This window comes from Sphingomonas sp. Leaf4 (genome assembly GCF_920939515.1).
Taxonomy (GTDB): Bacteria; Pseudomonadota; Alphaproteobacteria; order Sphingomonadales; family Sphingomonadaceae; genus Sphingomonas.
In genome coordinates this window covers 44,450-57,284 of record NZ_CAKLBB010000015.1, presented here as the reverse complement: position 1 = coordinate 57,284, position 12,835 = coordinate 44,450, and the positions used below count along the sequence as shown (strand labels likewise).

The following is a 12,835-nucleotide window of genomic DNA, read 5'->3' as shown; positions in this document are numbered from 1 at the left end:
CCGCAGGTCCATCGATAACGGCTTGCCCATCTGACCGGCCTCCTGTCGCCGGTGACAGGCTTGAATCAGACTTCAGTCCCCTTGGGAATCCCTCAACGATTCACGCCGTTCGGATTATGCTCTAGTGGGTCGATCCCATCAGGCAGGCATGCCTGGTCCCTTCGTCATATGATCCGCGATGGCGCCAGCCGTTGTCCACCAGATGCGCGGGTCGGCAGCCTCTCTCAGCCGGGTCAGGGCTCGATCAAGATGCAGCGCACGGTGGGCCTGCCCCATGATGTAGGGGTGGAGCGCGATGCCCAGCACCAACGGGCGACGTTCGCACTCGCCTAGCAGTTGTTCGACCGCGTCTTCGATCATGCCGGCAAACGTGTCGGCTTCCTGATGCCGGGCGATGATCGAGGGGATGTCGTTGATCTCCTGGGAATACGGAATTGACAATATCCCCTTGCCGCTCCGGGTATCCAGTCGTGTCGGTTGATCGTCATGTGCCCAATCAAGGACATAGTCGAACCCAGCTTCTTCAAGCAGATGAACCGCCCCGGGTTTGTCGGAGGCTCCAACTCCTGAGAAGGTGGAGCCATGACGAGCAAGACGACCAACAAGTTTGCGCCCGAAGTCCGCGAGCGAGCGGTGCGGATGGTTTTCGATCACGAGCGGGATCACCCGTCTAGGTGGGCGACCGTGGTATCGATCGCCGAAAAGATCGGCTGCGTTCCGCAGACGCTGCATGAGTGGGTGAAGAAGGCCGAAGTCGACAGCGGCAAACGCGGCGGTGTCCCGACCGAGGTAGCTGACAAAGTGAAGGCGCTGGAACGCGAGGTCCGCGAACTGCGGCAGGCCAACGAAATCCTGCGCAAGGCATCGGCATATTTCGCGCAGGCGGAGCTCGACCGCCCGTTCCGGCGATGATCGCTTTCATTGACGATCACCGCGATGCCTATGGGGTCGAGCCGATCTGCCGTGTCCTGCCGATCGCCCCATCCACCTACTACGAGCACGTCGCGCAGCGACAGGATCCATCGCGTCTGTCGGCACGGGCGCGTGAGGATCTGATCCTCAAGGCCGAGATCGCTCGCGTATTCGCGGAGAACTTCGCGGTCTACGGCGTGCGCAAGGTCTGGCGGCAGATGATGCGGGAGGGCTTTGCGGTCGCGCGCTGTACCGTGGAACGGCTGATGCGCGAGATGGGCTTGGCGGGGGTAATCCGCGGCAAGCCGGTGCGCACGACCATCAGCGATAAAGCGGCGCCGTGCCCGTGCGATCACGTCAACCGGCAGTTCTACGCCCCAGCGCCGAACATGCTGTGGGTGTCGGACTTTACCTACGTCGCAACTTGGGCGGGGTTCGTCTACGTCGCCTTTGTCATCGACACCTACGCCCGCCGAATCGTCGGATGGCGTGCCAGCAGGACAGCACATGCCAGCTTCGTCCTGGATGCACTCGAGCAGGCGCTTCATGACCGCAGGCCAGTCCACCGTGGCGGCCTGGTTCACCACAGCGACCGCGGGTCGCAATACGTGTCTATCAAGTACACCGAGCGCCTCGCGGAGGCCGGCATCGAGCCGTCGGTCGGCAGTGTCGGCGACAGCTACGACAACGCTTTGGCCGAGACGATCAACGGACTGTACAAAGCCGAGGTGATCCACCGGCGCGGACCCTGGCGCAGTTTCGAAGCCGTCGAGTACGCCACGCTCGAATGGGTCGACTGGTTCAACCATCGTCGGCTGCTGGAGCCCATCGGGAACATCCCGCCTGCCGAAGCCGAAGATCAATATTATGCTGCTGCGGACAACATCGATATGGCAGCATGACTCACAACCCAAGGCCTCCGGCAGACCCGGGGCGGTTCACATGCCTCGGTTCATTCAAAGCCACCCGCCCATTCATTTCGCATGGGGCGATGCCTGAAGGCGTCGTAATGCTTGTATTTTACCTACCGCTTTGCAGCGAGCGCGTTGAGGAGTGCGGCGATGTTGTCTGCCTCAGACCCGTAGAGGCACTCGTCTACGCCGGTAAAGTTAGCGACCGCCGCCTCTCGGCCAGCGTCCTCAGGGTCCGCGCCTGCGGAGATGAGCTGCCCAACCAGTTTTGACCAAGCCGCAATCTGCTCGTTTGAAGGATCGCGACGGAGCCCGTACTTCACTTTAAGCTTTACTTCGATCGGGATCATGAGTGGGACTCCAACAGCGGCCGGACCTTCAACCAGGTTTCATGGTCGTGACGATCAGCCACGAGCAGCGCCCCCTCGTAATCGCTCTCGCGGAACGCGCCATCGTATGGGATGCCGTAGTCGGCGCATTTCGCTGCCAACGTCTTGTAATAAAGCGGTATGTTCTTGAGCAGCGCATCCGCAATCTTAGGCACGAAGTCTCGATCGCGGGCGCTGTCGGTGACCCTTCCCTCAAGGACGGCTTGCGACATGACCCTGATAGTCTGAAAGTATGCCTCGCCGGTGCTCATCACCGCATGAATGTCCTCGATAGCTGGTTTCGGCTTTCGGACAGCCTTTGCTAACGCCGACGTGAATTCGTTACTTTTGTCGGTCTGCTTCGCGAGTAGGTCGGCGGAGTTCTCGAAGCGAGTTTGGTTCGCCTCCGTGCGGTCCTTACGCGACATGAAAGCCCAGTTGAAGGCAAGTGGAAGGGCTACGCCTATGAGCGTGAAAGTGGCCAGCACGACCGCGAGCGGCAGCTGCATTCCGAAGATGCCGACGGCACACGTCGCGCTCACTTCTTGGAGAGCTCCTTAAGTAGTGCCTCGATGTTGTCCGCCTCTGACTTGAATACTCGCGTTCTGTAGCCGGGAAGCACGTACTTGGCTGCAACGTCGCCAGCTTTTGAATTCGGCTCACCCTCGGCGATGAGGTTTTTCGTGACCCTGTGCCACTCATCTACCTCGTCCTGTGTCGGTTGGCGTTCCAGCCCGTATCTGAGCCGTAGGTCCTCGGCGACGTCCATCAAGCTCTCCCTAGCGATTGGCTCTAGTCTCTGCGGATAGCCGCCGTCATGCAAGTGGTCCCGAAGGTTTCGCAAGCCTCTCCCCCCGCACATCCACATCAACAAGCTCTGTCTTCGCGGTCAGTTTAGTGTGCCGCGACACGTCGGATAGGCGGCACGATCCGCTAACGTGTATCTGTGCCCGTTCTTTGTCACGGACCCGAGTTCGCTATTTCTGCGACGAGCGTGGCGGGCCACACTCGGCCAAGCTGAGCATCTCCGACGTCGTTCGTATGAAACCGGCCAGAGTAAATTCCGACAAAGCGGCAACCTCCGTCGCCAGCAACCATCCGACCGTGCGCGCCTTCAAGTTCGATCTCGCCGTGGACACGCTGGATGACCGGCGATCCCGACATTCCTGGTCGCGAAGCTGTGTCGACGATCAGATAGCGCTGCGCATCGTGGGCTGTGAAATATGGTTCGCTTGCGAAGCTCCCCTGTTTCCAGACCGGCATACCTAGACCTTGCCGACCGAACGGGTAGCCAAGGATGAAAAGCGGAAATCCGACGCGCTGTTTGAGGGGAACGGTGCGGACCGCGTTCATCGGCATCGTGGCGACGACGTCGGACGGTGGCAACGATATCGGCAGCGCGACGACATCCACCGCCCGCCCGTGTCGCTCGTGCTCAATCCATAACGCTTCGCCATCGCTGCCCACGGTAGGGATCTTGATGATAAGGGGAGGAATCGTACGATCTACATACGGCATGTGAAGCCGGAGGTGATCAGGAATACCGCCCATTTTGGATAGGCACTCGCCCGTTTCGGGGTTTCGCCCCGCGACCACGTGCCAATTCGTCATCAAGGCAAGCTTGCCATCGAACCTTAGCCATAGAAATGCGGTTGCTTGGCTGAGCTGCGTCTCACGGAAATGTGGCTCGACATAGAGCGGGACCAGCGAACAAGTGTCTATTCCTGGGGCGGTCACCGCCGTTCGGCCAATGCGGCGCCGCGCAGAAGGTAGACGCTGACGGCAGAGGCGACCGTCACGACAAGTTCGGCCTCTTCGAAGCATGGCTCCCTGCCCTCCTGGATGTGGCGTCCCTGCTCAGACGCAAAACCCCACAGCCGGTGCAGAGCACCGTCCAGAGGCGCAGGGAGCGTCAATCTGGGGATGATCTTGCCGAGTGTATCCTTGCTGCCATCAATCTCCCGAGCAACACATTCGAGCGCGGCCATCGCATGCTGAATTGCGCCCGTTACGTCGGCCTTGGGACGGCGCGAGATATCAGTCAGCGCTTCGTGGATTTCCGTTGCAGCCGTCACTTTGCCGGCGTCGCGCATGGTCGCGACCGCCTCTCTCGAGGCAATTGTAAAAGCTTCAGATCCTCGCGCGATGATAGCGCCGTTGTCCATTTGCCAGCCAACGCCATGCTCGCGAAACAGCCGGTTTAGCCGCCGCTCGAATTCGACCTGCTTGGTGCCAGCATAATCGTCCTTTCGGACTTCGCCATGGAGGCGCTCGGCGATGTCGTAGACATTGTACCAGGGGGCGTGATCGATCAAACGCGAAACCTCGGCCTCGACATTCCCCGGCGACCAGTTGCCTGGGTCCGGCCGTTTGAGCAGCACTTCGCAGATCGTGGACCGAAGTCCTGATGGCCCCATGCCGGCTGCGTAGCCGAGCATGAGGACCCCTGATCGGATGTCCTGAGGCGCATCTTCGCGAATGGTAATTTCTAGATCGTCACCGTGGTAGCCGTGCCGGTCCGAGAAACCTGATCGAAAATCGTTCATGAAGCTCGCTATAACACGCCGATCAGAGATCGCCGACCGTACCGGGCGGCTGAAGGACGCGTTCAGCACCGTCCTTGATATAGATCGCACGTTCCGTTTGGCCCGCAAACGCCAAAGATGCCGATGTGCGTCTTCGGATCGCAACTTCTGACGCACGGAGTATTTTCCGGATCGCGGGTACAATCCACGTTGTCGATGCTCTTTGAGAAGCGGTGGTGCCGCGCGTTGAACTCGTCGACGGTGATATCGAGGTTGTCGCGTAGGAACGTCTCAAGGCTTTCGATCCGCTCGTAGCCAAGCGCCCTCGCCTCCTCCAAGGTTGTGGGCATCTTTTCGTCTGACATTATGGTCTCCTTCAGCGGATGGCCTGTCCGAACAGTGCCGAGAAGTGGGCTTGGCTGGCTCGGTCTGTCGGTGCACCCTTTTTAGAATGATCGGTCGGACCGATGGTAATCAGGAGATCGTCGGTTCGCTTGCGCGAGGCACCAATGAGACTCCCGCTACCGGGGTTGATTACAACCCGCGCGAGGCTCCAAGTTGGATTGATCCCGCCGCTCGTGACGACGACGAAACTGACTTGGTAGGTGAACGCATCAAGGGGGGCATTGTCAGCGGGATGGTCTGGGCGAGGCTGCAGCAGACCCGGAACCTGCGCAACCCGGACCTTGCTGACAATGAATTCGTCGATCTTCAAGTCGCCATTTATGAAAAAGTCACCGTGCGGCTTACAACGAACTTCCCGCCCGCCGTAGCTCTCAGCAAGATCGGGAAAGTAGAAGTAGAACTGTATTGTTTCGGTACGCGTGGCCTGCGATGTGGCGGTAGCCGTGATGGGTAGGCCGAAGGATCGGGCGGTTGTGACGTCACCGGTCGAGAACTTGGTGAGGGCGCTCCTCATAGGCGTTTTGAAAGTAGCGCCGGGCGAGATGTTTGAGTTCTCGTCGATGGCTACCTTGAGCGATACCTGCGCGCCCCAATCAGCGAGCCACGGAGCGGGATTCATCGGCGCGAGCTTACCGTATTTAAGGCGATCAGCTGCATTTGCTGACATCACGTCGCGGAGAGCTTGGCCGATTGAACACTTGATATAACCGATGAGCCTCCCCTGACTCAGCCCCTCCTCAAAGTCCCCCCCGTTGATAGGTAGCCGCAGATCAGGGGTGGTAATGGCGCATCCAGAAAAGGCGAGCATCAATGATAGCGCACAAAGCTGTGTCAGTACGCGCGGTGCCAATGACGGGGAATTGTCGTGCACGGTGCAGCCCCCTTCTGCGTAAGTGTTGGTGCAAAGGCTCGATGATCTTCGCTATGAATGCAAGGCAAATGTGAGATCGCAGTTCATCGACTAGATCGGAATTGGTATCGTCTGAGAGAATGAATGTAGCGACAGGTCAGGCGACCGTGTCGGGTACGTAGCCGAGCGATGACGATCGGCTGTCTGTAGCGGTCTTGATAGGATAGGTGCTCTATGGTCCTCAATAACTCTAGAACCCAAAAGGACTTCGGCTAAAAATGGCCGCTGCTTTTGAAGCTTATTATCTACGGAAAAAGGACCAGCGCCCGGCGGTGCCCGAAGGGTATACCCATTAAGTACCGTATGTTTCTATCGGTGATGATAACAGGGCAGGGTAGAGGCTTCAAAACTTCGGAGCAAAACATCTACATTTCTAGAGGTAAGCGAGCGTTGCGGGTATCGAGCTGCAACATTTTGGGTACCAGCGGCGCACTAAAGCGCAAAGACGCTCGCGTGGGGCGGAGGGCACCTACGCCTTCAAAGGATCGAACCCAACTGAGGGTGGCTCCGACGAAAGAAAGGAATGGTGTCAAGCACGACTTGACAACGTAAAGCATCGCTTTACATTAAGACCATGGACGTTGAGAGCATCTCGCACAAGGCGCTCAAGCGGTTCTTCCTGACCGGCGATACTCGCGGGTTGGATGGGTCGCTGATCGACCGGCTACGCAAGATGCTGGCGTTCCTGAACGCCGCGAGCGAACCTGATGAATTTCGCGTTCCGCCAAATTACGGCGCGCACCAACTCACGGGCGATCGCGCCGGTGTCTGGTCCCTGACCGTCACAAGGAACTGGCGGATGACCTTTTCCATCAACGAGGCCGGCGCAATCGTCGACCTGAATCTGGAGGACTATCACTGATGCCTCTTACCATGCACCCCTCGCTAGCCGTCCATCCGGGTGATTGGGTCCGCACAGAGATCATCGACGCGCACGGCGTCGGGATTGGAGAAGCGGCCACGATGATGCGGATCAGCCGTCAGTCGCTCAGCACCTTGCTGAACGGTCGGTCGGACCTGTCGTCGACCATGGCGATCCGGTTGGAGAAGGTGTTCGGCGTCCGGGCCGACACCTTGATCCGGATGCAGGCCGATTGGGATATCTATCAGGCGCGCGCCCACGAAGACGAGATTGAAGTAGAGCGGGCCTACGCCTGACGGATACCACGATGCGGGTATCGAGCGGATCCAGTTTCCTGCTGACCCCGCGCGAATGGAGCATTTTTGCCATCGCGCTACATAACGACGGAGGGTGCATCCGCCGCGCGAAGGTCCGGATTTGGGCTGAATGCAGACGGTCCGTATTTGGGTAAAACTGGTGGAAAGCGGAATGGCCGGTTTCGGGCGATAGATGAGCATTCTGCCCATTCGTTTATGTCTCAGTGCCGCATCCCACCGGGGCGAAAGATAGGAAAGCCAGCAGGCGCAGTGGCATCGCGCTGGGGCCGTGCATGATGGGCGCCTTGGTGAAAGGCCGCACTGTTTAACGAGCAAGCAAAAACGCAATGACGCCTTGGCGACTGCGAATCCGATGCCAACTCGGTCTGCGACGCGGTCTAGAGGCTGTTATGAACCTGTGGCGAGCGCAGCGGCCTGTTTCATCATAAGGCAAGCGAAGGCGACGACGTGAAGTCCGGCGAGTGTTTCGGCATAGCGTTCATAGTCTTTGACGAGGCGGCGGAAGCGGGTGGCCCAGGCGAATGATCGCTCGACCACCCAGCGCCGCGGCAGCAGGACGAAGCCGCGCTTGGCGTCAGGCAGTTTGACGACCTCCAGGGCGATACCGTGTTCGGCCGCGGCGTTGGCGGCACGTTCGCCGGTATAACCCTGATCGACCCAGGCGACTTCGACATGGTTGTCGGTGACAGCCTGCACGGTGCGGGCAAGCCGTTCGACCTCGCCACGATCTTCAGCGCTGGCTGGCGTAACGTGCAGCGTAAGCAGGTGTCCCAGCGTATCGACGGCTATGTGGATTTTCGAGCCCTTCTTGCGTTTGCCGCCGTCATAGCCCGCACGCTCGCCGCTCTCCGGCGTGGAACGCAGCGTTCGACTGTCGATGATCGCGGCACTGGGTTCAGCCTTTCGCCCTGCCGCCAGCCGCAGCACGCCGCGCAGATCGTCCACCATCGCTTCAAAGCAGCCCGCCGCCAGCCAGCGTTGCGTCTGCTGGTACACCGCTGCCCACGGTGGCAGGTCGTTTGGCATCCAGCGCCACGGCGCGCCCGTCTTCACGATGTAGCGAAGGCCGTTGAACACCTCGCGCAGGTCATGCTCCCGCTGCCCGGCATCCTCACGCTGCAAAAGTAGATACGGGAATACCAGCGACCACTCCTCGTCGCCGATGTCAGACGGGTACGGCTTATGGAAAGTACTCATCCGACAACGGATGAATCAGCCTCACTCACAAGTCCATAACAGCCTCTAGGCCGAAAACATCTAGACCTAAATCGAATTCATAGATTGAAAAGTAAAATATTAGCTAAAATTGGCATCAATGTCGAAGACGAATTTGTATAGATATCATCTCGGTAGGTTAGCACTAGCGTTTCATCGTCAATTATTATGATTGCTACCGACGGTTTTATTTGCTGATTTTGCCGTCACCATCATCGCCATCCGATGCATTGAGCAACAACTATTGAACTATCTGAGCCATAAATGCCACAGCATAATAGTGCCGGGCGTGTTGTGAGGCGCAGCTATATGTCGATAGCTAAAGGCGCGATCGTGGACCGATGCTGCGACGTCCGCCAACGTCGGCATGAGCGCGGTGGGCGCCGTCTTGACGAGGTAAGTCGCGGCGTTGGCGGCTTGAGCGAGATACGGTGTGAGCTTGGTTGCGATCTTGGTGCCGTCGCGAACATAGGCGATCATGAACGCTTCCTGGCAGCCCCAGGCATACTCGCCCTCGACGAAACGACGTATCCCGTTGGTGCAGTAGAGGCGTTCGCCCACAGTCCTGTCGATGAGCTTGGCTTCCGCAATCAATGGAAAGCGTGCGGTTCGGTCGGAGAGGTGTATCGAGAGATCTGGGCGCTTCTCAAGAAGGCTACCGTCGTAGTTTAGGCTTTCCGAGCCCCTCGTCACGCAATTCACAAGGCGTCGCCAGAGTCCTTCTTCCTCGTCGATCATGCTGTTGAGCCGCGTCACAAGGAGCGCCGTCACCTCCGCCTCGCTGCCCGTGGCGACCGCGGCAGGGCTGGTGCGGCGGATCGCATCGAACGCGTCCGATATCCCCTCCGCTATGATTTCAAGAAAGACGTCGTCAATCGGGCCGAGCGGGAGAGCGAGGCCGCGGGTAAGCTCCGCGATCTGGTCGGGGCGGGGAGACGGCGCCGCCGAACTCATCCGCGGCGCTGCGCTTTAAAAAAATCAAGGCGTGACCAGATCAGGTGCTGGGCGAGCAACTGAGCCTGAGTGTCGCTCCAATAGCGTTGCTGTGCGAGGCGGCCGATCAACAGCGTCCCGGCGCCGCCATCCACGACGAGTTCGGTGGCCGCCGTCGCATCAGCAACGGCGAGCAGCGTCTCCCAATCTTTGGCGGGAAGAGAGGCTTCGGCGTCGGGTCCCAACTGCAGTACTAGACCCATCCAGGGCGAGGTCGGGCGGGCATCGATTAACTTGACGCTGAAATTCTTGGTGAAACGTCGCGCCCAAGGCGCGAGTTCGTCATGTAGGCGCGAACGAAAGATGTGTCTGGCCTTGACGTCAGGACGCGCTTGCGCGCTCGCCTTGGTCCTGGCGAAGGGCAGATTGTAGGTGAGGGTGTCTCGGATGATGCGCAGGTCGGTAGCCCCCAGCCCGTAGAGGTTGGCCACCCAAGCATCGACCTCCGGCCAGGCGTCTGGCGAGGCACGGACCTTATTAAAAAGTTCCTCGATCTTCGTACGTGCAGCCTCGTCCAGCCCGCGGAAGTCCGGCAGCGGCATGCGATCCAGGGCGAGCTTCTCAATTACCTCTCGCTCGAACCCGAACTCGCCGCTCGTTATCAGAGCAAACCAGAGCGCGAGCTCACTGCCTATGACGAGCGCGAGATATCGGGCCAGCGTCCGGCCGCCCGGAAAATCGCGGGCGCTGTACCCGTAGAACGTCTCGTTGTAGATGACCGGCTCGTCCGCTACGCCGACCCTAATCCGGCCACGACCGGCCGGCGGCGACTTGTGCACCAGCATGATGGGCGCATCGTAGTTTCTAGGATCGCGCAAGCGGTGGACGCGCCTCTCGCGAAACAGATCGAGCTTGCGGATGTCGACCAAAACATCGTCGAGCGCTGCCACCGATACTTCGCGGAGGTGGTGCAATTCGCTGGCATCCCGGCCAGGCGGGCGGCCATCGGCGCTTACCGACCCGCTGCTTTTGCGCAGCTTCTGATAGCCCTGCCCCGAGCGAAGCATGGTGTCGCCCGGAGCGATGCCGATGGCGTCCCGCCAGAATGCCTCCAGCGTCGAAAAGCCCCGGCCTCGGATTCGCTCGACAAGGCCTAGATCTGCTTTGGTGCCGCGAAACATGATCTTCAGGATGTCCGGCGTGGCAACCATCCGCTGGGTTGAGATGATCTCGGCCGAATGTGCGTCGATCCGCATCGCGCCGGCGGCGTTCAGGCCATGCTCCAGCCTGGGGCTGATCAGGCGGAAGCCGGCGCCGGGCTCTGGCGTCCGATTGGTGGCAATGAGTAGGCAGAAAGGCGCGGTGATCTCCGGCCACACCCGAGTCTGGCGCAACTCGACGCCGTTTATGATCGAGGTGATATCAAGCGCCTGAAACAGCATGCGCCTCGCGTCGGTCATCCCGTCGCCTTGCTGAAATAGAAGGCGGGCGTGCAGCGCGAAGGCGATCTGGCCCCCCGGCTTGGCCCATTCCATCGCCCGCCAGACGAACGGCAGGTCAAGGCTTTCGTTGGGAAGAGGTGGAGCTAGATCGACACCGGCGCGCGCACTCGCAATGGCGGACACCCGGGCAACTACTCGTGACCAGTCGGCGAGTTTAGTGCCGCTCGACCAGGGCGGGTTGCCGACGACCATGTCGTAGCGGCCCCGGTGCTCTTCGCCGATCCGTTCGCCGAGACTGCCGAGTCCGGTGCCGGGCAGCTCGTCTAAGCTCGAGACATGGTGCAAGACGCGGCCGCGCAGGTTGTCGAACTTTAGCTTGTCGATCGGACGCGGTTCGGGATCAAGCTCGATCGAGATCAGGTACAACGCGAGCGCCGCGAAGCGGAGCGCTTCCTCGTTGATGTCGAAGCCGGTCACTTGGTCGTAGAGGATCGTGCGCAGCACGCCGGTATCGGGGCGGGCGCCGTCCGCCAGCCACCGCGCTGCGACGAGTTCCCGGAAAGCGGTCAGCAGGAAGACGCCGGCACCTGCCGCGGGATCCAGTACTCGTGCACCAACGCTCCCGCCGTCGCGCTCAAGCGCGCGGAACGAGGCACGCACCAGCAGGTCTGCAATAGGTCGTGGAGTGTAAAAGCCTCCTTCCTTGCGCTGCTGCTCGGGTGCGTGTTTGCGTAGATATAGCTCATAGGCCTGGCTCAGCACCCCAACCGGGATGTGGGCAAAGTCGAGCCGATCCCAGCGTTCCGCCCACTCGAAGTAAAGCTGGCCGCCTGGGGCCCTCATCATCACGTTGCCCAGCACCTGAAAGGTCGCTTCCGGCAACGCGTCGAAAATGTCGCCCGACAAGGGCAGAAGGTCGCCGTTGAACGTCTGGTCGAGCCACGCGCAAGTCGTGCGGGTCACGAAGGCGTCGTCAAATAAGCTCGCCACCGTGGCAGGTGCAGCGAGTTCGTCCGGCAAAAGCTCGCGATCGCCAAGAAAGCGAGTGAACAGCGCCCGCCCAACGAGCGAGATCGCATCGCCGTTCGCGATCCCGAGCGTGACAAGGCTGTCGATTGCGCTGGTCAGCAGATTAAGCACCACGTTGGAGATCCAGCCCTGTCGCGTGCGAGCCGCCCGCGGGCGCGCGTTGGCCAAGAGCGCGAACAGGTCCTTGCTCGCATCGCCGGCGGCAGGCACCGCGACGCGCGCCTTGCCCGGCGTTTTGCGGTCGAGCGCGATCACGTATACGTCGATCCGGCCTGGCGCGACGACGCCAAGATAGGGTGCGTCACCGCGCATCGCGAGCAGGCGGCGTAGCCGATGCACCTCGTCCGGGCCGCTGATACGGTCGGCATCGGCCAAGAAGATCAACGGTGCACCCTGCCATTCGTAGACGGCTCCCACGTTCGAGAGTGGGGAGGCGTCGTCGCGGCGGGCGTTGGTCAAAGCCGCATAGGGGAGCATCTCGGGGCCGACGTCGTCAAGCCGGTGGAGCGCTCCCGGGTCGGCGCCGAACGGAGCGAGGCTGGTGAACCAGTCAATCACCGTCATATGCCTTCGCGACATGCGGCGCCGACGGTCCTAGATCGAAGGCGGGTTGCCGATCACTGCCGAACTGGCCGCGCGGTCTGCCCCTTGGCTGCCGTCCCGGCGCAACCTTAGTGATCGCGTCGGCATAGCCCACCCCGTGCGCCGTCATCTCGGAAACGAGCACCGCGATGATCGCGATATGCTGCGGTACCTGGCCCCGGGCAGCATAGTTGGTGATTGAGTTAGGATTCATGCCGATCAGCTGGGCGAAGCCACGCACGGTCAGGCTTGCCCGCTCCATCTCAACCAAGAAATCGGCGTAGAGCACCGCGTGCTACCCCTCCACAGTAATCGCTGTGTATGAGCACATTGCTAGATGTGCAATAGCATCGTTGGCGACGCGTTCAACGTATTTGCCACTACGGGAGCGCTTGAAGTCGGCAGGCATGATTGCCGGCGATTG

The 12,835-nt window shown here is 60.4% G+C and carries 15 protein-coding genes and 1 other annotated feature; of the genes, 3 read left to right on the top strand and 12 right to left on the bottom strand.

All coding sequences use genetic code 11. The features are described from left to right. Positions 1-138 precede the first annotated feature (138 nt). A complete protein-coding gene (locus LRA89_RS18330) occupies positions 139-441 on the bottom strand; it encodes a hypothetical protein (protein ID WP_230772422.1) in 303 nt (100 codons plus the stop codon). A gap of 141 nt (positions 442-582) precedes the next feature. Between LRA89_RS18330 and LRA89_RS18325 the strand changes: the two genes are divergently transcribed. Continuing rightward, positions 583-1,814 (top strand): IS3 family transposase gene (locus tag LRA89_RS18325; protein WP_443025013.1). Its coding sequence is split into 2 segments (ribosomal slippage): positions 583-880 and positions 880-1,814, totalling 1,233 coding nucleotides; the frame shifts between segments, so codons are not numbered across the junction. Beyond that, positions 867-983, top strand: a sequence feature (AL1L pseudoknot). It overlaps the preceding gene by 117 nt. 122 nt (positions 1,815-1,936) lie before the next feature. Here the strand turns inward: LRA89_RS18325 and LRA89_RS18320 are convergent. The 7 genes from LRA89_RS18320 to LRA89_RS18290 form a co-directional block, all read right to left on the bottom strand. Beyond that, entirely contained in the window at positions 1,937-2,173 is a 237-nt protein-coding gene (locus LRA89_RS18320) for a hypothetical protein (RefSeq protein WP_230772418.1), read from the bottom strand. Then, complete coding sequence (locus LRA89_RS18315; protein ID WP_230772416.1) at positions 2,170-2,700, bottom strand: hypothetical protein; 531 nt, start codon at positions 2,698-2,700, stop codon at positions 2,170-2,172. The genes LRA89_RS18320 and LRA89_RS18315 overlap by 4 nt, the downstream gene beginning before the upstream one ends. Before the next feature lie 29 nt (positions 2,701-2,729). Continuing rightward, a complete protein-coding gene (locus tag LRA89_RS18310; protein WP_230772414.1) occupies positions 2,730-2,960 on the bottom strand; it encodes a hypothetical protein in 231 nt (76 codons plus the stop codon). A 191-nt stretch (positions 2,961-3,151) separates the two neighbouring features. Then, entirely contained in the window at positions 3,152-3,928 is a 777-nt protein-coding gene (locus tag LRA89_RS18305) for a trypsin-like peptidase domain-containing protein (RefSeq protein ID WP_230772412.1), read from the bottom strand. Beyond that, on the bottom strand, positions 3,925-4,737 hold the full coding sequence (locus LRA89_RS18300; protein WP_230772411.1) for an AbiJ-NTD4 domain-containing protein: 813 nt from the start codon (positions 4,735-4,737) through the stop codon (positions 3,925-3,927). Before LRA89_RS18300 ends, LRA89_RS18305 begins: the two co-directional genes overlap by 4 nt. 62 nt (positions 4,738-4,799) lie before the next feature. Continuing rightward, positions 4,800-5,081, bottom strand: a complete 282-nt coding sequence (locus LRA89_RS18295) for a hypothetical protein (protein ID WP_230772410.1) — start codon at positions 5,079-5,081, stop codon at positions 4,800-4,802. An 11-nt stretch (positions 5,082-5,092) separates the two neighbouring features. Further along, positions 5,093-5,992: a hypothetical protein gene (locus LRA89_RS18290; protein ID WP_230772409.1), complete on the bottom strand. Its 900-nt coding sequence runs from the start codon at positions 5,990-5,992 to the stop codon at positions 5,093-5,095. Positions 5,993-6,605: 613 nt separating this feature from the next. Here LRA89_RS18290 and LRA89_RS18285 point away from each other — a divergent pair. Together LRA89_RS18285 and LRA89_RS18280 are read left to right on the top strand one after the other, a co-directional pair. Continuing rightward, positions 6,606-6,893: a type II toxin-antitoxin system RelE/ParE family toxin gene (locus LRA89_RS18285; RefSeq protein ID WP_230772408.1), complete on the top strand. Its 288-nt coding sequence runs from the start codon at positions 6,606-6,608 to the stop codon at positions 6,891-6,893. Beyond that, positions 6,893-7,189: a HigA family addiction module antitoxin gene (locus LRA89_RS18280; protein ID WP_230772407.1), complete on the top strand. Its 297-nt coding sequence runs from the start codon at positions 6,893-6,895 to the stop codon at positions 7,187-7,189. The genes LRA89_RS18285 and LRA89_RS18280 overlap by 1 nt, the downstream gene beginning before the upstream one ends. Positions 7,190-7,597: 408 nt before the next feature. Here LRA89_RS18280 and LRA89_RS18275 read toward each other — a convergent pair whose 3' ends face one another. From LRA89_RS18275 to LRA89_RS18260, 4 genes are all read right to left on the bottom strand, one after another. Further along, positions 7,598-8,407 (bottom strand): IS5 family transposase, encoded by an 810-nt coding sequence (locus LRA89_RS18275; protein WP_230772406.1) that lies wholly within the window; start codon positions 8,405-8,407, stop codon positions 7,598-7,600. A gap of 267 nt (positions 8,408-8,674) precedes the next feature. Beyond that, positions 8,675-9,379, bottom strand: coding sequence for a hypothetical protein (locus tag LRA89_RS18270; protein ID WP_230772405.1), 705 nt, complete (start codon positions 9,377-9,379; stop codon positions 8,675-8,677). Next, positions 9,376-12,393 (bottom strand): HsdM family class I SAM-dependent methyltransferase, encoded by a 3,018-nt coding sequence (locus tag LRA89_RS18265; RefSeq protein WP_230772404.1) that lies wholly within the window; start codon positions 12,391-12,393, stop codon positions 9,376-9,378. Before LRA89_RS18265 ends, LRA89_RS18270 begins: the two co-directional genes overlap by 4 nt. Next, positions 12,380-12,700 carry an XRE family transcriptional regulator gene (locus LRA89_RS18260; protein WP_230772403.1) on the bottom strand — a complete coding sequence of 107 codons (321 nt, stop codon included), beginning with the start codon at positions 12,698-12,700 and terminating at the stop codon, positions 12,380-12,382. The genes LRA89_RS18265 and LRA89_RS18260 overlap by 14 nt, the downstream gene beginning before the upstream one ends. Positions 12,701-12,835 lie beyond the last annotated feature (135 nt).